We start from the raw sequence: 22,826 nt of genomic DNA on the forward strand, positions 1-22,826 counted from the left end.
TATAATTGCCTTAGTCAATAATATTAGAAAGTGGGGATTGATTTGAAAACAAGAGAATCATCTGTTGGGTTAAAATTCAGAAAGTTCAATCGATTTTATACAAACGTCCTTGGTTTTCTTAATGAGCACATTTACGACAGCCCGTTTTCCTTAACAGAAACACGGATTTTATTTGAGATTTATAATACGCCTAATTGTACGGCAAAAGCTCTTCAGGATAAACTGGGGCTTGACAGGGGATATGTCAGCAGGATTGTGAAGCAGTTTGAAAAAGAAGATTTGATCTATAAACAGAGGAGCAAAGATGACGCCCGCCACCATTATATTTTTGTCACAGAAACAGGAAAAATGATTTATAAAAAGCTGGAGGAGAAAGCCAACGAACAAGTAGAACTGATGCTGAAGGAAATCAACCAAAAGGAGCAGCACAAGCTTACCGAGGCGATGGCAGAGATTGAAGCGATCCTTTCACAGTCGCTTTCTGCCAGAACATCAGAGATATCGATTAGAGATTATTTTCTTTCGGAGGATCTACAACTCCTTATTGAGAAACAAAGACAATTTTACGCGGAGGCTCACGGTTGGGATGACACGTTTTTAGCTTATCTTCAGGAGACATTTGACGCTGACATCGAAAAAATATGGATTGCGGAAAGCGGCGGGAAATTTGCCGGCTCTGTCGGGTTGGTCAAGCATGATGAAAAGACAGTCCAGCTCAGATGGTTTCTGGTTGATGCGGATTTTCGGGGCAGGGGGCTCGGCACGCAATTGCTGGAGCATCTGGTTGCATACTGCCAAGACATGAAGTTTGACCGCATTTTCCTTTGGACGGTGAGTACCATGGCTGAGGCTCGTCCGCTCTATGAAAAATTTGGATTCAAGATAAGTGAAGTGAAACAAGAAGCGCCATTATGGGGACAGCAGCTGACAGAAGAACGGTGGGATTTGGAGCTGTCATGAAAAGACTGCATTATGCTTGGATCATCGTCTCTGTCACCTTCTTGATCTTATTGGCGGTTCAGGGGGTGCGGCTGTCGTTTGGTGCGTTTGTGGAGCCGTGGGAACGGCAATTTTCAATGGATAGAAGCACCATCTCGCTGATTTCGACGATGAGTTTTATTGTTTATGGCATATCACAGCCTGTGATTGGGCGGCTTGTGGACAAATGGGGTGCCCGGGCTGTTTTGGCATGGAGTGCGTTACTGACAGGAGTCAGCATTTTCTTAACATACCTTGTGACTTCGCCTTGGCAGCTGTTTCTGCTTTATGGGCTGGGTGTCTCACTTGGAGTGGGCGGAGCATCGAATGTGGCGGCAAGTGTATTGGTCGTCAATTGGTTCAGCAAAAAGCGGGGACTAGCCTTTGGGATCATGGAAGCAGGCTTTGGAGCGGGGCAAATGCTTCTCGTTCCCGGCTCACTCATGTTGATCCATTGGTTTAGCTGGAAGCTGACGGTTGTGGTGTTGGGACTGCTGTTAATCGTGATTGTCTTTCCGGCTGCGCTGCTGATGCTGCGGAACAATCCTTCAGAAAAGAATACAGAGCCGATAGGCGGACTGGCTGCATCAGAAAAAGAAACAGCACCCAAAACAACAGCTCTTTCAGTGGCCGGGATGTTTCGTATGAGACAATTCTGGTTCTTGATTTTTCCGTTTTTGATCTGTGGATTTACGACCGTTGGGCTGATGGATACCCATTTGATTCCGTTTTCTCATGATCATGGCTTTTCAACGACAGTCACGAGTGCTGCTGTCAGTCTGCTGGCAGGCTTTAATATTGCTGGCATCTTGCTGTCCGGAATTGTAGCGGACCGGTGGAGCAGCCGGAAAATCCTGTGCTTTTTATATGCGGTGCGGGCGCTGTCGATCGTGATTCTTATTTACAGCCACGAGCCTTACTTGCTTTTAGCCTTTGCGATTCTGTTTGGATTAGTGGACTTTGCAACGGTAGCACCGACTCAAATGCTCGCCACCCAGTACTTTCAAAACTACTCGATCGGCCTCATGATTGGCTGGCTGTCACTCGCCCATCAGATCGGATCGGCACTAGGTGCGTATGTGCCCGGCGTCATCTATACGGTAACGGGTGAGTATACACTGGCTTTTTATTTGTCGATTGGAATGCTCGTGCTTGCGAGCGTAATGAATGTGATGCTGAGGGAGCCAGCTGTGGTTACGCGTGACAGTGCGGCTGTGGTAGACAAGTGATGAGGACAAAGGGAAAGCATCTCTGATTTGGGATTATTCAGAGATGCTTTTTTTGTATTTTTGTTCTAATACGAAGTCGATCATACCGACTATGCGGGTGTTTTCGGATTTTTGTTTGAAGCGTTCAGAAATTTGAACTTTTCTTGAAAATGGGGAAACACCAAATACCCATATTAGGCCAATTAACACAAAAAACATTTGTACACCCATTTCTATTAAATCATTATAATGAGAACTGAAAAAATAAATATATAACGTTATTAATGTTACTGTAAATACGATTTTGACAGTGTGTTTGAATGTGAGCTGTGGTTCAATTAAACACACTTTCATTTGGTTGAGTGTGAAAGAGTCTTGTTTCATTAGGTACATAAGTAAATCATTATCGTTTTGACTGATAGGGTACAAGTCAGTTTCTATTTTTTTTGTGATCTCCTGATATTTATGTATATTACTTTTCATATAGAATCCTCCCTTAAGAATAACTCCATGAGTCCTCTAAAAGGACCCATGGAGATCAAGGCTATTAATAATGTACGGAAGAGTACTGCAACTGCCCTTCTTCAGGGCCTTTTTTAAATGTAATCGAAGTTTTAAGTCCAGAAGTAGCGTTGTTATATATTGCAACGTCAAAAAGGTACAAATTAAGTATTCAATGTTTGAGTTATTGAATTACATAAAGTTCAGTCGGTAAGCAAAGACTGGTAGGTAGATTTTGATAAAGTCGATTTGGAACGCAGTGAGCGCCGTTTGTGTCTGCCCATACACCCCGTGTATAGATGCCGTTAAGCATCCATTTTACATCCGTTCTCCATCAGCTTCGCTTTCGGTTTCATCTCCGAGATGTAGAGGCCTAAAAGCGTAAGGGCGCCTCCTAGAAGAGCGATCCATGTCATGTTTTCATGCAGGATCAGGACGGAAGCGGCGATTGTGATAACCGGGACCATGTATATATACGCACTGGATTTGACGGCTCCGAGCACGCCGACTGAGTAATTCCAAGTGGCGAAGCACAGGGCCGAAGCGCCAATCCCTAAGAAAAGCATGTTGAGTATATTTGAAGCTGATGAAAATCGGCTTAGGTCAAAATGGAAGTCGAACAAAAATAAAGCGGGAACCATAAACAATAAACCATACAAAAATACTCTCTGTGTCAGCTCGATGATGTGGTGTTCGTAAGCGCTTAATTTTTTCATGAATATCGAGTATCCGCCAAACACGAGAGCAGCCCCGGCAGCCATGATGTCTCCGAGCGGATTTAGACGCAGTACGATATTGCCGTTGAACGTAATCAATAAAAGCCCGATCAGTGCCGAGCCAAATCCAATGAAAAAAGTCAGCCGCAGTTTTTCGCCTTCAAGCAGAAAATGGGCCAAAACCGCAGTGATCATCGGAATAATGGACACGATCATGCCGACATTGGATGCGTATGTATAGGTGAGAGCTATATTTTCTAATAGAAAGTATAAGGTTACGCCAAATAAACCAGCCCCGGCAAATAACAGCTCCTGTCGCCAATTCCTGAAAGGAATCATGTTGGGACGGACGAGGATAAGAGCGATAAAGCCCATCAAAAACCGATAAAATAATATTTCCATTGGAGAGAAGTCAGCCAGCAGAACTTTTGTCGAAATAAAGGTCGTCCCCCAAATCAGAATGGTCACAATGGCTGCGATATGCCCCGCAGTTTCTCTTTGTATGTTCATCTGTGAAGCTCCTTTTCAAAAATCTTCATGTATTGCTTCGGCGTCAGCCCCACCTGCCGTTTAAAAAACTTCGTCATATGGCTCTGATCGCTGAATCCTGTCTGAAAAGCCGCATCAATCGGCCTTACCCCTTGTTCAAGGAGTTTTTTCGCTTGATTAATCCGGATTGTTTCCATGTAGCTATTAGGGGTAATGCCTTTTTGTTTTGTAAATGAACGCAATAAATGATACTTGCTCCAACCTGTTAATTCACTCAAATCATTGAGCGTGACATTTTCGGCATAATGCTCTTCTAAAAATTCACAAACCATTTTGACTTCGTCTGATGGTTCTGGAACGCTGCTAAGGAACGTGACATCTGAATAATGGCGGATCAGCTCCTCTAATAGATGAAGAAACAGCTCCTCCTTACGCAAAGCTTGTTTTTCCTCGGATATCAAAATATGCAATTCCTGCAGGCTGGCTGTCAGCTCATGGCGGAATAACACATGCTGGGAGAAATAAGGGAGATGCCCGGCGCCAGTAATCTCTTTCACCGCCTTCTCCATGATATCCGGCATGACATTGATACACCGATAATCAAGCGTCCGGCCGTCAATCTGTTCACAGCTATGCGTGTCACGAGGGTTAAAGAGGAGAAGATCACCTGGATTGATGATATATTCTTGATCCTGACAGACCAGATACCGTTGCCCTTTTTCAATAAATCCAATCACATAATAATCGTGAAAGTGGTTCGGGAACTTTTGCATAATTCCCTTGAAACGGTAGGCTTCTATATGAAGGTGTGGGTCAAGCTGCAGTGTGCGGGTTTCATTTTGCATGGGATGCCTCCTGTCGGTGTGGTGGTCTTGGATTAAGTGTAGCATGATTTTGGGGGATTTCTTGTATGATGTTGCTGTTTAGCAATAGAGAAAGCAGACCGTTATTGGTCTGCTTTCGTTTAAAGAATTTAATTAACCCTCAATAATAATTTTATCTTTTTTAATAAAAATTTATTTTTCAAATATTTCAGTTATAATGGTTTGGAACAGATAGGAGGGGCAAAGATGTATCAATCAAAGAAGGTTTTATTGTTAGGTTCAGGTGAGTTAGGTAAAGAGGTAGTGATTGAAGCCCAGCGTCTTGGGGTACAGACGGTGGCAGTTGACAGTTACGAGCATGCTCCGGCGATGCAGGTCGCACATAACAGTTATGTCGTTGATATGCTGGACCCAGAGCAGATCAGAGCCATTATTGAGAAAGAAAAGCCGGATTTGATTGTGCCTGAGGTGGAGGCGATCGCGACGGATGAATTGCTGAAGCTTGAAGAGGAAGGATTTCATGTCATCCCGAATGCCCGTGCGGCCAAGCTGACGATGGATCGGGAAGGCATCAGACGGCTTGCGGCGGAAACGCTCGGACTTGCGACGGCTGGCTATGAATTTGCGAATACATATGATGAATTTATACAAGCGGCAGCACAGATCGGTTTTCCTTGTGTCGTTAAACCATTGATGAGTTCTTCTGGAAAAGGCCAAAGCATCTGCCGCTCTGAAGCGGATTTAGAGAGCTGCTGGGAGACGGCGATGGAAGGCGGACGGGTGAAAAACGGCCGCGTAATCGTTGAGGAGTTTATCCCATTCGAATCAGAAATCACACTTTTAACCGTACGTGCGGTTAACGGTACGGCATTTTGCGAGCCGATCGGTCATGTGCAAAAGGACGGGGATTATATCGAATCATGGCAGCCGCATGATATGACAGAGCAGCAAATAGAAGAAGCGAAGCATATTGCGAAAACGATCACGGATGAGCTTGGCGGATACGGCCTGTTTGGTGTTGAGCTGTTCCTTGCGAAAGATAGGGTATATTTCAGTGAGGTATCTCCCCGTCCGCATGATACAGGCCTTGTCACGCTGGTGACGCAAAATTTGTCAGAATTTGCACTGCATGTCCGGGCGATTCTAGGCTTTCCGATTACAGAAATCACACAGCTTTCTCCTGGCGCCAGCAGGCCCCTCAAAGCGCCGGAAGAATTAGCGGATTACACTGTTGAAGGATTGGAAAACGCACTGGCAGTCCCAAAGACTCAAGTGCGCGTCTTTGGAAAGCCGATAACGAAAGCCGGACGTCGTATGGCAGTTGCGCTCTCTGCTGCTGATTCAGTTGAAACGGCAAGAGAGAATGCAAAGAAAGCGTTGGACCAGCTAACGATAAAATAGAGTTTGAACAGGCCTTGTCATGGTACAAGGCCTGTTTTTTTCTTTCTCCGTAAAAGTTTTATCATAAGAATCAGAAACCTGATTATAATGTAAAAGTCTTCCATCGATACGGGTGGTTGACACTAAAGGAGGGAGATGACAAAATGAAATTAGTTCCAAGATTCAGAAAACAATGGTTCGCTTACTTAACGGTTTTGTGTTTGGCTTTGGCAGCAGCGGTATCTTTTGGCGTACCGGCAAAAGCGGCAGAGAACCCGCAAACTTCTGTATCGAATACCGGTAAAGAAGCTGATGCCACGAAAAACCAAACATCAAAAGCAGAACAGGTTTCCGCCCCTTATGAGGGAACCGGAAAAACAAGTAAATCGTTATACGGCGGCCAAACGGAACTGGAGAAAAACATTCAAACCTTACAGCCTTCGAGCATTATCGGAACTGATGAACGCACCAGAATCTCCAGCACTACATCTTTTCCATATAGAGCAACCGTTCAACTGTCAATCAAGTATCCCAACACTTCAAGCACTTATGGATGTACCGGATTTTTAGTCAATCCAAATACAGTCGTCACGGCTGGACATTGTGTGTACAGCCAGGATCATGGATGGGCTTCGACGATAACCGCCGCGCCGGGCCGCAATGGTTCGTCCTATCCGTACGGTACTTATTCAGGCACGATGTTTTACTCCGTCAAAGGATGGACGGAAAGCAAAGACACCAATTATGATTACGGAGCTATTAAATTAAACGGTTCTCCTGGAAACACGGTTGGCTGGTACGGCTACCGGACTACAAACAGCAGCAGTCCCGTGGGCCTTTCCTCGTCAGTGACAGGATTCCCGTGTGACAAAACCTTTGGCACGATGTGGTCTGATACAAAGCCGATTCGCTCCGCTGAAACGTATAAGCTGACCTATACAACCGATACGTACGGCTGCCAAAGCGGCTCGCCTGTTTATCGAAACTACAGTGATACAGGGCAGACAGCTATTGCCATTCACACGAACGGAGGATCGTCATATAACTTGGGAACAAGGGTGACGAACGATGTATTCAACAATATTCAATATTGGGCAAATCAATAAATACAGCAAACTAGCCATATTCATGTCTATTTTGTTTTTATGCGGATGCAGTTCGCAGACGCATTCTTCTCAAAAAGAAACGACTATTCCTGTCACTCTTCATGTGGAGGATGCTAAGGGGCTGCCGGTCGAAGGGGTTCAAGTGACGATTGTCAAAGCGCCCTCTTCAGATGAGGAGCCGAGTACAGAGATTGGCGAGATACTCGGTAAAACAGACAAAAACGGAGATATCAAATGGGATACCGGCAGAAAAGGCGATTACTCAGTCGCGTTGACGAAGGGTGAAATATCAGTAACCCATCACATCTCGTTAACAGAGGATAAGAAAGATCACGCCATTCCGTTAGTCTTCAAAGAATAGCAGTTTCCTTGATTTTAAGGGAACTGCCTTTTTTTATTTATTGCAGGAAACCAAACTATATACTGGAAATTTATTATGTGAGATAATAAGAAATAGGTATTTTTTCTTACGAGACAAAAGGGGCGCTATCCCTTATTTTATATTAATCAAACCCGGAGGAAAAAGAAGAAGATGATACAAGATTCAATGCAGTTTGCCGCGGTTGAAAGTGGTCTGCGCTTTTACCAGGCATATGATCAAAGCCTTTCTTTGTGGCCGATTGAGTCGGAAGCATTCTATGTTTCTACTCGTTTTGGAAAAACACATATCATTGCAAGTGGGCCAAAGGACGCACCTTCGCTCATTTTGCTTCACGGGGGCCTTTTCAGCTCTGCGATGTGGTATCCGAATATCGCGGCGTTGAGCCGTCAATTTCGTACATATGCGGTCGATATAATAGGAGACAAAAATAAAAGTATACCATCAGCAGCCATTGAAACGAGAGCTGATTTTGCAGAATGGATGAAAGATGTCTTTGATTCTCTTGGACTTGAGACGGCACACCTGGCCGGCCTTTCGCTTGGCGGGTCCCATATCGTGAATTTCTTACTCCGCGCGCCTGAAAGAGTAGAGCGGGCGGTTGTTATGAGTCCCGCTGAAGCGTTTATTTCATTTCATCCGGATGTCTATAAATACGCTGCAGAGCTTACAGGGGCAAGAGGAGCTGAATCATATATCAAGTGGATCACAGGCAACAGTTATGATCTGCATCCTTTACTGCAAAGACAAATTGTGGCGGGCGTGGAATGGCAGGAGGAACAAAGGAGCCTGAAGCCGACAGAAAACGGCTTTCCGTACGTGTTCACAGACCAGGAATTGAAATCGATACAAGTCCCGGTACTTCTGATGTTCGGTGAGCACGAGGTCATGTACCATCAGCAAATGGCCTTTGAGCGGGCTTCGGTATTGGTGCCGGGAATTCAGGCTGAAATCGTAAAGAACGCCGGACATCTGTTATCTCTGGAGCAGCCAGAGTACGTCAATCAACGCGTCTTGTCCTTTTTATGCGGGGGGATAAAATAGTAAGGAACATGAAAAGATTGGCATTCATTTTTCAAAAGGTAACAAATGTTGTATAATAATAGAATTTGAATGCTGCTTTTTTTGGAGCATTCTATGTTATCATGCTTATTGGAGAAAAATTTTTCCTGTAACGCTATTCGATCACTATCGTCAAATAATATAGATGGTTTTACAATTGGAGGTTTGGTTACACTGTGAATTACATCCCCTGTATGATTACGATAGGAAACTTCATTTGCGGATTGCTGGCGATTCATTCCTTGCTATATCACAACATTCATTCAGCAGTGCTTTTTATTTTTACAGGCATGTTCCTTGATTTCTTTGACGGGATGGCTGCTCGTAAGCTGAATGCCGTTTCTGATATGGGGAAAGAACTGGATTCGTTTGCCGATCTGGTTACGTTTGGGGTGGCTCCTTCTATGCTTGCTTACAGTGTCGCGTTGTATACCCTGCCATTTATCGGGATCTTATGCGCATTGACGTACAGCATTTGCGGAATGCTTCGCCTCTCTAAATTTAACATTGAACAAAGCAAGCTCCCGACATTTATCGGTATGCCGATTCCGTTTGCGGGCATGTGTCTCGTTATTCTAAGCTTCACCTATAACCCGATCCTTCTGGCAATCGGCACTTGCGGACTTTCATATTTGATGGTGAGTAAAATAAAATTCCCTCATTTTAAAAAACATGCGGCAGAAAATCTGGAGTCCGGGAGATGGAATTAGTTCAGCAGCTCATAGCGGATTACGGTTATCTCGCTATTTTTTTGATGCTGGTATTAGGAATTGTAGGGTTGCCGATTCCAGATGAAGTGATGATGACCGTTGTTGGCTATTTCACGCATACCGATGTATTGAATTATGAGCTTTCGATATTGATCAGTTTTATCGGGGCTTTGTTAGGTATGCTGATCAGCTACATGATTGGCAGAAAAGCCGGACGCCCGTTTATCGACAAGTACGGCAAGTGGGTCGGCTTAAAAGAAAAAAGAATGATGAAAGTGGAGAAGTGGATGAAGAAATACGGTCCATATTCTCTTATTTTAGGTTATTTTATTCCCGGCGTCAGACATGTGACGTGCTACTTTTCGGGGATCGGCAAAATGGATCTGAAAACGTATGTTGCGTTTGCGGCAATCGGCGCCTTTTTATGGTGCTTTGTTTTTATTACAATCGGAAGGGTTATAGGGATTATTCATGTTTAATACGGCTGTAAAGATTCTGTATCGATCATTGATAGAGCTGACGAATCATCGTCTGTCATCCTATCTGATTAAAGGATTTTGTGAGTCAAAAATCAGCAAACCGGTCATTCCGCTTTTCTCAAAACATTTTCGGCTGAATTGGGATGATGTGGACGGTACGGCTGCTGATTATGGATCGCTGTCCGAATTGTTCATTCGACAAATAAATCTGGAGCGGCGCCCTGTATCAAAAGAGGCGCATGCGGTGGTCAGCCCTGTTGACGGTGTGGTTCAGACGGTAGGAATCATCAACCCGAATCAAACCTTTACGGTGAAGGGGAAAGATTACTCATTCGCTGAGCTGACCGGCTGTAAAAGCGCAGACCATCAATACAATGGCGGTTACTTCGTCGTGCTGTATCTAAGCCCGAGGCATTATCACCGTTTCCATTCTCCGATCAGCTGCAGGTATCAAAAGCTGGCCGAGCTCGGAAATCGCTCATACCCGGTAAATCAACTAGGCTTAAAATACGGGAAAGATGTGCTGTCGAAAAATTACCGGTTTGTGTACGAGCTGAATAGCGGCAGCCGAAATGTCTTGATGATTCCTGTCGGCGCGATGAATATTAATTCTATCGTGCAGACGAATACTCGTGCTGAATTGGAGATCGGCGAGGAGCTGGGATACTTTTCATTCGGGTCAACCGTCATTTTGATTTTTGAAAAAGACGCGTTCCAGCCGTCCGCCAATTTAACAGAAGGCCAAGAAGTTCAAGTCGGAGAACTGATAGGTTACGAAGAGTAAAAAGAGGAGCTTGCATAAACGCAGCGCCTCTTTTTTTGAAGAAAGGTGAGACTCATGGAGAAACAAATCATCAGCTGGATTACAGATTATCAGAACACCGGAGATGAAGCCGTCCTGCGGCAAGTGCGAGAAGTATGCTGGCCGATCGTTGAAACAGTTTTGCATGAGAAGGCAATAGATGAAGAGCAAGCGAACAATTTGCGCGAAAAAGGAATTGAGCGGTTTCCATTCATCATCAGCAAATACCAAGCGGATGTGCAGCTTCCGGTTGAGACATTTTTACGAAATACGTATCGGTTTTACTTTCATCAGGTGATGAGAGAATCCAGCTAAAGCTTCTTTCAACAGAGAAGCTTTTTTTGTTGGCAGGAAAAGGAAACTTTTTCTATATCTATCTCGTAATGACTAGAGAACCTAGCAGAAAAGGAGAGATAGAATTGAAACGAATGATAGTGAGAATGACCCTGCCGCTGCTGATCGTTTGTCTGGCGTTTTCTTCTTTTTCAGCCTCTGCCCGTGCTGCTTCTGAAGAAAAATATTGGGATTCATGGATTGAACGACATGCACAGCCGCTGGATGCTTCCAATGCTTCAAACAAAGACCTTCGCTTTCTGAAGAAGGTGCTGAAGGGAAAACGAATCGTTCAGTTAGGAGAAACCACACACGGCGCTGGTGAAATCAACGCCACAAAGGTCCGCATGATCAAATATCTCCACGAAGAGCTGGGATACGATGTATTGGCCTTTGAGTCCGGCTTTCCTGATACAAATGCATCCTACCTTAATATGGACCAATTAACCCCTAAAAGCACGATGAAAAACTCCATTTACGCTGTATGGCACACAGAAGATGTCGTTGAATTGTTTGATTACATGAAAGAGCAAAAAGAGAAAGGCGATCCGCTGATCCTTACCGGTTTTGATATTCAAAGCATGAAGAATTCATTCAATGATGCTGCGACTCAATGGGTAAAAGCGGTGGACCCTGAGAAAGCAGAGTTGCTCTCCCAATCAGAAAATGAGTTTTCGACATTGGTGACAGACAGCAACACGTTTGATGAATTTACGCAAAAGAAGCAAGAGCTTGTGAAAAACTATCAGAAGCTGATCAAGTTCGCTAAAACACATGCTTCAGAGCTAAAAGATAACCTTCCAAAAGAGCCGAAAGCTTATGAGATGTTTATGCATTCTCTTCAGCTGAGAATTGACGTAATGGAAACGTATATGCTGGAAGAAATGAAAGAAAAACTAGAGGAGTATCCGGAGAATATTGAGGATTTTTCATTCTTTATGAGAGACCGCATGATGGCTGAGCAATTTCAGTGGGTAGCTGACACCCTTTATCCGAAAAAGAAAATCATTGTCTGGGGCCACAATTACCATCTGCGCAAACAGAATACGAAGATGATAAAGGACTGGGTACAGCTAAACGGCCCTAACATGGGTGATTATTTGCCGGAGCAGCTGAAAAAACAAACATATACGATTGGCATTTATGCTTACTCAGGTGCGAGTCTTGATAGCTCCGATAATAAGACTGTTAAGCCGGTTACAAGCCCGCCGCCGTTTGGGAGCCTTGAAGCTTTGCTGAAAGCGGCGGACCGGCCGGCTGTTTTTGTTGATTTTCTCCATACAAAAAACAAGAAAGGCACTTCGTGGATGTATACCCCGCGCACAGCACTCTATTGGGGATTCACAGAAGAGCAGATGATCCTTAAGGAACAATATGATGGTGTCATTTGGCTGGAGCATATCACGCCATCTGTCATTATCAAGTGAACGGTGTCCCCTGTGCTATAACAGGTGGAGTTCACCCTTTGTTTGATAGTTTTCAGATAACTACATCCATTAGTAAATGAATGGAAAATACTTGTGTACCATGAGAAACCCTTGTGCCGCTTAGGTTTGTAAGAGCTTGGATATTTTTATCAGTCTGGGCGGATCTGTTCATCTTTGCGGCATTTTCCTGTATGATATAGTAAGAGTGTGCATAGCAACTAACTATAATTGAACAGGGTGTTTAAAACATGGAAAAACAATACAGAGTATTACTTTACTATAAATATGTTCCGATTGAAGATCCAGAGGCGTTTAGAGAGCAGCATCTGGCTTTTTGTAAGGAGCTTGGTTTGTTAGGCCGTATCCTTGTTTCTTCTGAAGGAATTAACGGTACGGTATCAGGTACGGTTGAACAGACTGAAAAATATATGGAAACAATGAAAGCTGATCCTCGTTTTGCGGACATGGTATTTAAAATTGATGAAGCAGAAGGCCATGCCTTCAAAAAAATCTTCGTCCGCCATAAAAAAGAGCTTGTAACGCTTCGTCTTGAAGATGATGTCGATCCGAACGAAACAACAGGCCAGCATTTGAAGCCTGCAGAATTTTATGAGAAGATGCAGGATCCAAACACAATTGTCATCGACGCGCGTAACGATTACGAGTATGACCTTGGCCATTTCAGAGGTGCAGTCCGTCCTGACATCGAAGCCTTCCGCGAATTACCTGAATGGATCGAAGAACACAAAGATATGCTTGAAGGCAAAAAGATTTTAACGTACTGTACAGGCGGCGTACGCTGTGAAAAGTTCTCAGGATGGCTGGTGAAGCAAGGCTTTGAAGATGTAGCACAGCTTGACGGCGGAATCGTGACATACGGAAAAGATCCTGAGGTGCAAGGCAAGCTTTGGGACGGCCAGTGCTACGTATTTGATGAAAGAATCAGCGTGCCTGTCAACCGTGTCGAGCATGTGATTGTCGGCAAGGACTACTTTACAGGAGAACCGTGTGAGCGTTATGTGAACTGCGCAAATCCATCTTGCAATAAAAAAATGATATGCACACCGGAAAATGAGTATAAATATATGCGCAGCTGCAGCCACGAATGCCGCACGAACCCAAGAAACCTGTATGTGAAAGAGCATAATATGACAGAAGAAGAAGTAAACGCAAGACTGGCAGCGATTGAAACAGAAGATCACGCTGCTGCTGAATAAAAAAAGAACACCTCGGATTGAGGTGTTCTTTTTTTCTATATGCTTTCAGTTTGGCTGTTTGCGGAAACCCATTCTTTTTGGCGGAAGGCCTTTTCCCATTTTGATACCACGATACAGGCGATCGCATGTCCCGGTACGTTCACGCCTGTTCTCGCCATATCCATGACGCGGTCAACACCCGCGATAATGGCAACGCCTTCAGCCGGCAGTCCTACAGCATTGGCAGTCGCCAGAAGAACTACAAGTGATCCTGAGGGTACAGCTGCAATGCCTTTACTCGTCATCACAAGCACAAGCATCATGAGCAGCTGCTGGGACAATGTCATGTCTACTTGAAAGGCCTGTGCGAGAAAGATACAAGAAACCGATAAATATAAGCTGGAGCCGTCACAGTTCAATGACAAGCCGGAGGGAACGACAAATGATACCACTCGTTTGGGACAGCCGTATTTCTCCATTCTATCCATCAGCTGAGGGAGAATGGTTTCAGTGCTGGTGGTGGAAAATGCAATTAAAAACAGATCCCATATCATTTTCAATACTTCGAAATACTTAATCTGAAAGATGAGACCGACAAGCGGAAAGAGGACAAAGAGGATCAGGAACAGGCCAAGGAATACGGTGCCAACCAGCTTAAACATAGGGAGGAGGAGTTCAATGCCATATTGGCCTACAGAAGCAGCCATCAAGGCTAACACGCCGATAGGAGCAGTGACCATGACGATTTGCGTGAGCTTGAACATAATCTGAGCTGTAGATTCAAAAAACTTCATTACTGGTTCAGAAGCTTTGCCGATACCAGCTGCGGCGACACCAAATAAAATGGCGAAGAAAATAACGGCAAGCAAATCATTTCTGGCCATGACATCAATAATGTTTGTAGGGATAATATCCAGGATCATTTGCTTGAAATCAACAACTTTGTCTGTGTAGCCGGAAAGTTCATGGATATCTTTTTTTGCCAAATGGGAGAGGTCAAGCCCGACACCTGGTTTTAAGACATTCGCTAATAAAAGTCCAAGCCCTAATACCAACGTTGTAATCACTTCGAACCAAATGATCGTCTTGATGCCGAGGCTGCCCATTTTTTTCATGCTTCCGCTTCCTGCGGCTCCAATGACAATGGTAGAAAATACAATCGGAACAACAATCATTTTAATCAGGCGGATAAATCCATCTCCGACAGGCCTCAGTGCCATCCCGAAATCAGGAAAAAAGTGGCCGATCACCGCGCCGACAGCCAAAGCGATTAAAATTTGAAACGCGATTAATTTTTTCAAATGAATCCCCCTTTAGAACGATAGAATGTAGGCATATTCATATCATTCGTGATTCAAATGCAAACACCTTTTTTCAAGTTATTTTATTTTGGTAGCGCTTTCATTATGTTGGCGAAAAAGTCCCCCGCAGCAGGGGGGACTTTTTTACTTCATTTGAATGTGCTTTAGACCTTCTTCAGAGGTATTTGTGAAAATAACCGGTGTTATGGCTGAAGCGGCATGCTGCTTGATGTAATTGAGATCAAAGGTGAGAAGCAGTTCGCCTTGTTTGACCGCTTGTCCGCTTGTGACATGTGCTTCAAAGCCTTCCCCATTTAGTTTGACGGTATCAACGCCGACATGAATCAGGATTTCAGTGCCGCCGGCGCTCATAAAGCCGATGGCGTGTTTTGTCGGAAAAATCGAGACGATCTCGCCGTCCGCAGGTGCAACGACTTTTCCTTCTGATGGTATAATCGCAAAGCCCTCGCCCATCATTTTTTCTGAAAAGACTTGATCAGGCACATCTTTTAAAGAGACAGTTTCTCCTTTAATCGGATAAATAAAGGTCTCACCGGAAATCGGCTTCTGCGGTTTGTCAGTTACCGTGTCCAGTGCGGCGGCAGTGTCCGGGACGCCTCCGGCCATGATTGTTTTGATGTCGTCTTTTAAGGCATCGGACTTGGTTCCGAATATTGCCTGGAAGTTGTTGTTGACCTCCAGCACACCTACTGCACCAAGCCGTTTTAATTCATCCTTGCTGACTTGGCTTGGCTGATGAACGGTCACACGAAGCCTTGTGATACATGCATCCAGGTTAGCGATATTTTGCTGTCCGCCCAAGGCCTGCAGCACATGAAAGGCAAGCTGGTCTTTTGCAACTGGAGCTTTCTCCTCTTTCTGACCGTCTTCATCTGTCTCACGGCCGGGCGTTTTCAAATTCCATTTCAGAATCGCAAATCGGAACAAATAATAATAAATGAAAGCAAACACGATCCCGACAGGAATGACAACCCAGCCGTTTGCAGACAGTCCGTAGTTCAAGACGTAGTCAATTCCGCCGCCTGAGAACGTATAGCCGTGGCGGACATGGAATAAATCACAAACGACAAAGATGACGCCGGCAAGAATAGAGTTAATCAAATAGAGCACGGGCGCAACGAACAAAAAAGAAAACTCAACCGGCTCTGTAATTCCGGTCAGCATAGATGTGAGCGCCGCAGAAATCATCACGCCAGAGATCATTTTTTTCTTTTCCGGACGCGCGGTATGGATAATGGCAAGAGCAACTGCCGGCAGACAGAAAATCATGTAAGGGAAATCTCCCATCATAAAGCGCCCGGCTGTCGGGTCTCCCGCGAAAAACCTTGTCAGGTCGCCGGTTACGGTGTTGCCTGTTGATGGGTCTGTGTATTCTCCCATCATAAAATAGAAAGGTGTATAAAAAATATGATGCAGGCCAAAAGGAATCAGTAAACGATAGATCGTTGCATAAAAGAACAGTCCGACTGTTGAATCGGCAATTAAACTGCTGGCTGCGTTAATTCCGTTTTGGATCAGCGGCCAAACGAATGAGAAAATGACGCCGATCACCAATGAACTGACGGAAGTAATAATCGGGACAAAGCGTTTTCCAGAGAAAAATCCAAGGACCGGATGCAGCTCGATTGATGAAAATCGCTTATATAAATAGGCGGCGAGAAGCCCGATGATGATTCCTCCGAAAACCCCCATATCAATCAGGTGCTCGGCTCCTTCATACGGAGGCTGAAGGCCGAGCAATTTTCCCATATTGTCGAGGGTGACGGTTAAAATTAAGTATCCGATGACAGCGGCAAGTCCGGCTACACCTTCTCCGCCGGCTAATCCGATCGCGACCCCCACGGCGAAAATCAGCGGGAGATTATCGAATACAACGCCGCCCGCATCCTTTATAATAGGGATGTTCAGTAGATCCTTGTCTCCGAAACGGAGCAAAAGACCTGCTGCCGGCAGGACGGCAACCGGAGTCATCAACGCGCGGCCAAGCTGCTGCAGAATTTGAAATGCCTTTTTAAACATGACAGTCTCCTTTTATTGTGTTATGAGAATGATGCACTCTTTAATTTTTGAGCTGCTTTATAATCGGCGATAACGGTTACATGATTGTGTTTTTGAAGAATAGAGGCCGGTACATCTGTCGTGACAGGGCCTTCAGCCATCTTTTGAATGGCGTCTGCTTTTTCCTCGCCGCTTGCTAAAAGCACAATATGTTTGCTGAATTCCATGATAGTTTTAATGCCCATTGAAATCGCGAGTCTCGGCACCAGCACCGGATCGCCGCCGAAGAATCTGGCATTTGCCTGTATCGTGCTTTCCGAGAGCTTCACAACACGTGTCCGGTCTTCAAAATCAGATCCCGGTTCATTAAAACCGATATGGCCATTGGCGCCGATGCCGAGAATTTGGACATCAATGCCTCCCGCCTGGCGGATGAGATCCTCGTATACTTTGCAATTCGCCTCAAGCTGCGGATTGTCTCCTTTCGGGATATGAATATGATCAGGCTGCATATTGATATGCTGAAAAAGCTGCTCATGCATAAAATGGTTATAACTTTGCGGATGAGATGGAGAGAGACCAGCGTATTCATCCAAATTAAATGTAGTAACCTTTGAAAAATCAATTTCGCCTGCCTGATAGTCTGAAATCAACTGCTTATACAAGCCGACCGGTGTGCTTCCTGTTGCCAGGCCGAGAACGGCATCTTTCTTAGCTTGTATTTGTTCTTTAATAATGGCAGCGCTTAACTTACAGAGTTCTTCGTAGTGCTCGGCGATCAGAATCTTCATGTGACACCCCCTCAAAGAGATAGGCAAGCACCATATTTGTTATGACCAATTTATGATACTTGTCATTACGAATTTAGCACCGCTCTTATCAAACTGTCAATATTAATTTCTGAAAATTTGTTATAAAAGAAGAATACAAATCTTTCATATTGGGATGGCAAATGGTATTATGGTCTCAATGAAAAAGAACGGATTGCATACAGAATGGGGAGAATGAAATGACAGCTTTATATTCTGTTATTAAGTTTAAAATCATTGAGTTAATTAAATCGGGCAAATATCAGGCGAATGATCAGCTGCCGACGGAGAGTGAGTTTTGCGAACAATATGATGTCAGCAGAACAACTGTGAGACTGGCTCTGCAGCAGCTAGAGCTTGAGGGATATATTAAAAGAATTCAAGGAAAAGGGACATTTGTATCGGCGGCAAAAATACAAACGCCGATTCCGCATAAGATTACGAGCTTTGCAGAACAAATGAGAGGCCTTCGTTCTGAATCAAAAGTGCTTGAGCTTGTGGTGATTCCTGCCGATCACTCCATTGCCGAGCTTTTGAAAATGAAAGAGAATGAACCTGTCAACAAGCTTGTTCGAGTCAGATACGCCGAGGGGGAACCTTTGCAGTATCATACCTCATATATTCCCTGGAAGGCGGCACCGGGGCTGGCGCATGAGGAATGCACCGGCTCGCTGTTTGAATTGTTAAGGACAAAATACAACATTGAAATCAGCAGGGGCACGGAATCGATCGAACCGATTTTAACGGATGAAACGATCAGCGGCCACTTATTAACCAATGTCGGAGCGCCTGCGTTTTTATCAGAATCCCTTACCTATGATAAAAATGAAGAAGTGGTGGAATATGCGCAAATTATTACCCGGGGAGACCGAACGAAATTCACCGTAGAACAGTCATATCATTCAAGCAATACGTGATAAGAAGGGAATGGTCGTTCTATGTTTCTATTGACGAATGGAAAAGTGCTGTGGGGAGCAGTGATTGCTGCATTCATCTTTTCAATTGTATTTTACCCTTTTCTGCCGACGCAGATGCCGATTCATTATGATGTAGCGAACAGCCCGGATCTGACAGTTAACAAGCTGGCGGGGATTGTGATACTGCCTGTTTTGATGGTGGTGTTTGCATGGGCGCGGAAGATCAATTGGCAATTTGTATTCGCGGTGTATATTTTGCTGATTTGCCACATTGTCGTCCTTTATTTAGCGCTCTAAATCAAACAGCCAGAATAAAACTGGCTGTTTTTCTTTAATTTCAGCTTCATCTGACAATGAATGTGGTGTATAATAGCTGATGATCCTAAAGAATATTCTGAAATTTATAGGTGTGAAGCGGCGTATGATCAAAGGAAAGGCTGTATACTTTTTGCAGCTTTAAAAAGACTGAATATTTAAACAATTATGTGAAAGGTGTGCTGATTAGATTGAATAAGCTTATTGAACGAGAAAAAACTGTATTTCATAAGGAAAAGCCCGATCCGTCATCCTTGGGATTTGGTCAATATTTTACAGATTATATGTTTGTGATGGACTACGAAGAGGGAATTGGATGGCATCATCCGAGAATTGCGCCGTACGCACCGCTTACGCTTGATCCGTCTTCATCTGTTTTTCATTACGGCCAGGCTGTTTTTGAAGGATTAAAAGCATACAGAACAGACGACGGCAGGGTGCTGCTGTTCCGTCCGGATCAAAATGTCAAACGGCTGAACAGATCGTGTGAGCGCATGAGTATGCCTCCTTTAGACGAAGAGCTGGTGCTTGAGGCATTGACGCAATTAGTTGAGCTGGAGAAAGATTGGGTTCCAAAGGAAAAAGGAACGTCACTGTATATTCGTCCTTTTGTGATTGCCACAGAACCGAGTCTCGGTGTGAAGGCATCCAAGAGCTATACATTCATGATCGTGCTTTCGCCTGTAGGCTCCTACTATGGCGACGATCAGCTGAAGCCGGTAAGAATCTACGTCGAAGATGAGTACGTGCGGGCGGTGAACGGCGGAGTCGGATGTGCAAAAACGTCTGGAAATTACGCGGCCAGTCTTCAGGCACAGCGGAAAGCGAATGAGCTGGGTTATGACCAGGTGCTGTGGCTGGATGCCATTGAAAAGAAATATGTGGAAGAGGTAGGGAGCATGAACATCTTTTTCGTCATAAACGGGGAAGCTGTCACACCTGCTTTAAGCGGAAGTATTTTAAGCGGGGTGACACGTGCGTCTGCGATTGAACTGATTCGAAGCTGGGGCATTCCGGTTCGTGAAGAGAGAATATCGATTGATGAGGTGTATGCGGCCTCTGCACGCGGAGAATTGACAGAGGTCTTCGGCACAGGCACGGCAGCCGTCGTTACGCCTGTCGGTGAACTCAACATTCATGGAAAAACGGTGATTGTAGGCGACGGGAAAATCGGGGAGCTCTCGAAAAAGCTGTATGAAACGATAACAGATATTCAGCTTGGCAAGGTGAAAGGCCCGTTTAACTGGACAGTGGAAGTGTGAAAATCGAAAAAGAACCTGCCCGGAGGCAGGTTCTTTTTATTTTGAATGAGTCATATCAGCAGCCGGCTGGCTTTTGCGGTTTTTCACATAATATGTTGCATAGCAAATGGCCATAAATGGAACGCCGCAATAGAGTGCGATTCTTTGATTCGGATCAAAGGCAATGCCAACAACGGAAGCCAGGCATAACAGAAACGCGGCAATCGGCACGAACGGATACAAAGGGGTTCTGTATTTCAAATCAGTAACCTTGTTTCCCGCTTCGATATAACGTTTTCTGAACATGAATTGAGAAGCAGCGATTCCCATCCACACGACAACGACGGCAAAACCGGAAATCGACACGAGCACAACGTATACAGTGTCTGGCGCAAATACGCTGGACAGCAACGACAGAATGCCGCCGATCATGCTGAACACCAGCGCGTTAAAAGGGGTTCCTTTTGACGTCAGCTTAGCAAATGTCGGATGAAGCGTTTTTTCTTTTGATAAAGACCACAGCATCCGGGAAGAAGCGTAGAGTCCGGAATTAGCCGCTGACAGGATCGCTGTCAGGATAACAAAGTTCATGATATCGGCTGCGTATGGTACACCGACTCTGTCAAAGACAGCGACAAACGGGCTTTTAATGACACCTGCATCTTGAATCGGAATCAGTCCTGACAGCACAAAAATTGTTCCGACAAAGAAGAGTGAGAGACGCCAGACCGTTGTTTTAATCGCTTTTGGTATTGTCTTGTCAGGATCAACGCTTTCACCGGCTGCGATTCCGATTAGTTCCGTTCCCGAAAATGCAAAATTAACGGACAGCATCGTCATCAAAATCGGGACAAATCCATTTGGAAAAAGCCCGCCTTCCGCCATGAAGTTGGACAGCATCGGAGCGGCTTCTCCGCCTTTGATCGGGATGATGCCGAACATGGCAGAGCCGCCTAAAAGAATAAATAATACAATGGCTAATACTTTGATGCTGGAAAACCAAAATTCTGATTCAGCGAAAAACTTGACCGAAAATGCGTTAAGCAAGAAAATGAACAGCGCAAAGACGGCACTCCACATCCAAACCGATGTATGGGGGAACCAGCGCTGCATTAACAGGCCGGCTGCTGTGAATTCTGATCCCAATGCCACGGTCCATGTCAGCCAGTACAGCCAAGCGACCGTAAATCCGGTGCCCGGCCCTATGTATTTGGCTGCATAGGTGTGAAAGGCGCCGGTCACAGGCATGGCGACTGACAGCTCACCGAGGCATAGCATGACCAGATAGACGATGCCGGCCCCGACTAAGTAGGCAAGTATCGTTCCGGCCGGGCCTGCTTGCTGAATGGTATAACCTGAGCTTAAAAACAGCCCGGTTCCGATGACACCTCCCAAGGAAAGCATAAAGAGGTGCCGGCTTTTCATACTTCTCTGAAAGGTTGTCTCATTCTTGTTGTGGACAGAGTTCATCTTTTTCCAACTTTCTATCAGCGATTTATTTCCTCCTAATATAAAAAATCTCATGTCAGAAAGTGACACGAGACTCCGGCGAACCGGCTTTAAGTTAGAATATACAAACTATTCCGATAAGTCAAGTTGTTTTTAAAGAGCGGGCCCAAGCCGCAATTTCTTGAATATTTTCGGGTTTTGTCCGGCAGCAGCCGCCAATCAGCCTCGCTCCTTTTTCATGCCAGGTGCGGGCGCTCGCCCCGTAAGATTCTGCGCATGCTGCGCCGTTCCACGTTTTTGTTTCCGGATCATATTGCTCACCTGAATTCGGGTAGACAATGATCGGTTTTGACGTGTTCTTTTTTAACTCCTCTATCAAGGAAGGGATATGCTGAAGCGGCGTGCAGTTGATGCCGAGTGCTGCAATTTGGCGGTGTTCATCAAGCCACGATGCGCAGTCAGCGGCAGGTGTTCCGTCACTGATATGCAGGCCGTCTTTAGCACTGAAGCTGATCCACGCATACGTTTCAGGAAATTCCTTCAACAGCCGAACAATCGCTTTGGCTTCAGTCAGACACGGAATCGTTTCGCATGCCAAAACATCAGCTCCGGCTTCAATCAGCGCCTTCATCCGGGGACGATGAAATTCAATCAGTTCATCTTCTGGTATTGCGTAGTTGCCGCGATATTCAGACCCGTCTGCAAGATAAGCGCCATAAGGGCCTACAGAAGCCGCAATGATCGGTTTTGGCCGATTCAAACGGTTCTCTTCAAGCGACCAAAATTCATCACGTGCTTCAGCTGCGATGCTGACGGACAACTCGATGAGCCGGCGTGCTTCCGCTTCGCTCAGCCCGCGTGCGGCAAAGCCTTCAAATGTAGACTGATAGCTGGCAGTGATTGCACAATCGGCGCCTGCCGCGAAATAATCAGTATGAACTTGTTTAATCAGATTTGGCTCTTCCATCAGGATTTTTGCCGACCACAGACTGTCGTTCAAATCACAGCCCTTGCGTTCAAGCTCGGTCGCCATGGCGCCGTCTAGCACAATAAGCGGGTATGTATCTAATATGTGTTGGATAGGATTCATAGAATGTACCGATGCCTTCTTTCAGATTTTTTTGAAAAAGATATGAAAATCGTAATGGAGGCTTACGTGTTTGTCAATAAACGCAAAAAGGGAAA

23 protein-coding genes are annotated in these 22,826 nt (G+C 45.0%); 15 read left to right on the forward strand and 8 right to left on the reverse strand.

All coding sequences use genetic code 11. From position 1 onward, the window contains the following. Positions 1 to 42: 42 nt before the first annotated feature. Positions 43 to 960 (forward strand): helix-turn-helix domain-containing GNAT family N-acetyltransferase, encoded by a 918-nt coding sequence (locus tag MHH79_RS01300; protein WP_063335976.1) that lies wholly within the window; start codon positions 43 to 45, stop codon positions 958 to 960. After that, entirely contained in the window at positions 957 to 2,207 is a 1,251-nt protein-coding gene (locus MHH79_RS01305; protein ID WP_340035144.1) for an MFS transporter, read from the forward strand. The genes MHH79_RS01300 and MHH79_RS01305 overlap by 4 nt, the downstream gene beginning before the upstream one ends. 33 nt (positions 2,208 to 2,240) lie before the next feature. On the opposite strand, the gene MHH79_RS01310 is transcribed toward MHH79_RS01305, so the two are convergent. The 3 genes from MHH79_RS01310 to MHH79_RS01320 form a co-directional block, all read right to left on the reverse strand. Continuing rightward, the gene (locus MHH79_RS01310) at positions 2,241 to 2,669 is read right to left on the reverse strand and encodes a hypothetical protein (protein WP_309529909.1); all 429 of its coding nucleotides are present in this window, start codon (positions 2,667 to 2,669) and stop codon (positions 2,241 to 2,243) included. 323 nt (positions 2,670 to 2,992) lie between these two features. Next, positions 2,993 to 3,913 carry a DMT family transporter gene (locus MHH79_RS01315; RefSeq protein WP_015382639.1) on the reverse strand — a complete coding sequence of 307 codons (921 nt, stop codon included), beginning with the start codon at positions 3,911 to 3,913 and terminating at the stop codon, positions 2,993 to 2,995. Next, entirely contained in the window at positions 3,910 to 4,737 is an 828-nt protein-coding gene (locus tag MHH79_RS01320) for an AraC family transcriptional regulator (RefSeq protein WP_181218118.1), read from the reverse strand. The genes MHH79_RS01315 and MHH79_RS01320 overlap by 4 nt, the downstream gene beginning before the upstream one ends. Positions 4,738 to 4,947: 210 nt before the next feature. On the opposite strand from MHH79_RS01320, the gene purT reads away from it, so the two are divergent. From purT to MHH79_RS01370, 10 genes are all read left to right on the forward strand, one after another. Next, positions 4,948 to 6,117 (forward strand): phosphoribosylglycinamide formyltransferase 2, encoded by a 1,170-nt coding sequence (gene purT / locus MHH79_RS01325; RefSeq protein WP_301183770.1) that lies wholly within the window; start codon positions 4,948 to 4,950, stop codon positions 6,115 to 6,117. A 143-nt stretch (positions 6,118 to 6,260) separates the two neighbouring features. Continuing rightward, on the forward strand, positions 6,261 to 7,202 hold the full coding sequence (mpr, locus tag MHH79_RS01330; RefSeq protein ID WP_015252930.1) for an extracellular metalloprotease Mpr: 942 nt from the start codon (positions 6,261 to 6,263) through the stop codon (positions 7,200 to 7,202). Further along, complete coding sequence (locus MHH79_RS01335) at positions 7,165 to 7,563, forward strand: YbfJ family protein (RefSeq protein ID WP_015482736.1); 399 nt, start codon at positions 7,165 to 7,167, stop codon at positions 7,561 to 7,563. The genes mpr and MHH79_RS01335 overlap by 38 nt, the downstream gene beginning before the upstream one ends. 171 nt (positions 7,564 to 7,734) lie before the next feature. After that, positions 7,735 to 8,625 (forward strand): enantioselective carboxylesterase CesB, encoded by an 891-nt coding sequence (gene cesB / locus MHH79_RS01340; RefSeq protein WP_309529908.1) that lies wholly within the window; start codon positions 7,735 to 7,737, stop codon positions 8,623 to 8,625. 194 nt (positions 8,626 to 8,819) lie between these two features. Next, positions 8,820 to 9,353 (forward strand): CDP-diacylglycerol--serine O-phosphatidyltransferase, encoded by a 534-nt coding sequence (pssA, locus tag MHH79_RS01345; RefSeq protein ID WP_014475661.1) that lies wholly within the window; start codon positions 8,820 to 8,822, stop codon positions 9,351 to 9,353. Next, positions 9,344 to 9,832, forward strand: a complete 489-nt coding sequence (locus MHH79_RS01350) for a DedA family protein (protein ID WP_309529907.1) — start codon at positions 9,344 to 9,346, stop codon at positions 9,830 to 9,832. Before pssA ends, MHH79_RS01350 begins: the two co-directional genes overlap by 10 nt. Beyond that, positions 9,825 to 10,616: a phosphatidylserine decarboxylase gene (locus MHH79_RS01355; RefSeq protein ID WP_014475662.1), complete on the forward strand. Its 792-nt coding sequence runs from the start codon at positions 9,825 to 9,827 to the stop codon at positions 10,614 to 10,616. Before MHH79_RS01350 ends, MHH79_RS01355 begins: the two co-directional genes overlap by 8 nt. Positions 10,617 to 10,670: 54 nt before the next feature. Next, positions 10,671 to 10,949, forward strand: a complete 279-nt coding sequence (locus MHH79_RS01360; protein ID WP_047182011.1) for a hypothetical protein — start codon at positions 10,671 to 10,673, stop codon at positions 10,947 to 10,949. Positions 10,950 to 11,053: 104 nt separating this feature from the next. Beyond that, positions 11,054 to 12,394 (forward strand): erythromycin esterase family protein, encoded by a 1,341-nt coding sequence (locus tag MHH79_RS01365; RefSeq protein ID WP_251218054.1) that lies wholly within the window; start codon positions 11,054 to 11,056, stop codon positions 12,392 to 12,394. Positions 12,395 to 12,642: 248 nt separating this feature from the next. Next, positions 12,643 to 13,611, forward strand: a complete 969-nt coding sequence (locus MHH79_RS01370; protein ID WP_003246287.1) for a rhodanese-related sulfurtransferase — start codon at positions 12,643 to 12,645, stop codon at positions 13,609 to 13,611. Positions 13,612 to 13,646: 35 nt separating this feature from the next. Here MHH79_RS01370 and gltP read toward each other — a convergent pair whose 3' ends face one another. The 3 genes from gltP to nagB form a co-directional block, all read right to left on the reverse strand. After that, a complete protein-coding gene (gltP, locus tag MHH79_RS01375) occupies positions 13,647 to 14,891 on the reverse strand; it encodes a glutamate-aspartate/proton symporter GltP (RefSeq protein ID WP_003234847.1) in 1,245 nt (414 codons plus the stop codon). Positions 14,892 to 15,035: 144 nt separating this feature from the next. Further along, positions 15,036 to 16,931 carry a glucose-specific PTS transporter subunit IIBC gene (gene ptsG, locus MHH79_RS01380; RefSeq protein ID WP_063335982.1) on the reverse strand — a complete coding sequence of 632 codons (1,896 nt, stop codon included), beginning with the start codon at positions 16,929 to 16,931 and terminating at the stop codon, positions 15,036 to 15,038. A 20-nt stretch (positions 16,932 to 16,951) separates the two neighbouring features. Next, complete coding sequence (nagB, locus tag MHH79_RS01385) at positions 16,952 to 17,701, reverse strand: glucosamine-6-phosphate deaminase (protein WP_063335983.1); 750 nt, start codon at positions 17,699 to 17,701, stop codon at positions 16,952 to 16,954. A 218-nt stretch (positions 17,702 to 17,919) separates the two neighbouring features. On the opposite strand from nagB, the gene gamR reads away from it, so the two are divergent. From gamR to MHH79_RS01400, 3 genes are all read left to right on the forward strand, one after another. After that, complete coding sequence (gene gamR / locus MHH79_RS01390; protein ID WP_100506641.1) at positions 17,920 to 18,636, forward strand: transcriptional regulator GamR; 717 nt, start codon at positions 17,920 to 17,922, stop codon at positions 18,634 to 18,636. 21 nt (positions 18,637 to 18,657) lie between these two features. Beyond that, positions 18,658 to 18,933, forward strand: a complete 276-nt coding sequence (locus tag MHH79_RS01395) for a DUF1648 domain-containing protein (RefSeq protein WP_015382652.1) — start codon at positions 18,658 to 18,660, stop codon at positions 18,931 to 18,933. 209 nt (positions 18,934 to 19,142) lie between these two features. Continuing rightward, positions 19,143 to 20,213 carry a branched-chain amino acid aminotransferase gene (locus MHH79_RS01400; protein WP_063335986.1) on the forward strand — a complete coding sequence of 357 codons (1,071 nt, stop codon included), beginning with the start codon at positions 19,143 to 19,145 and terminating at the stop codon, positions 20,211 to 20,213. Positions 20,214 to 20,249: 36 nt separating this feature from the next. Here the strand turns inward: MHH79_RS01400 and mmuP are convergent, their stop codons facing one another. Both mmuP and mmuM read right to left on the reverse strand, forming a co-directional pair. Beyond that, positions 20,250 to 21,662, reverse strand: coding sequence for an S-methylmethionine permease (mmuP, locus tag MHH79_RS01405; protein ID WP_015482742.1), 1,413 nt, complete (start codon positions 21,660 to 21,662; stop codon positions 20,250 to 20,252). A gap of 121 nt (positions 21,663 to 21,783) precedes the next feature. Continuing rightward, complete coding sequence (gene mmuM / locus MHH79_RS01410; protein ID WP_047182017.1) at positions 21,784 to 22,731, reverse strand: homocysteine S-methyltransferase; 948 nt, start codon at positions 22,729 to 22,731, stop codon at positions 21,784 to 21,786. Positions 22,732 to 22,826: the final 95 nt, after the last annotated feature.

The sequence above is a fragment of the Bacillus sp. FSL K6-0993 genome, from assembly GCF_037977205.1.
Classification (GTDB): domain Bacteria; phylum Bacillota; class Bacilli; order Bacillales; family Bacillaceae; genus Bacillus; species Bacillus subtilis.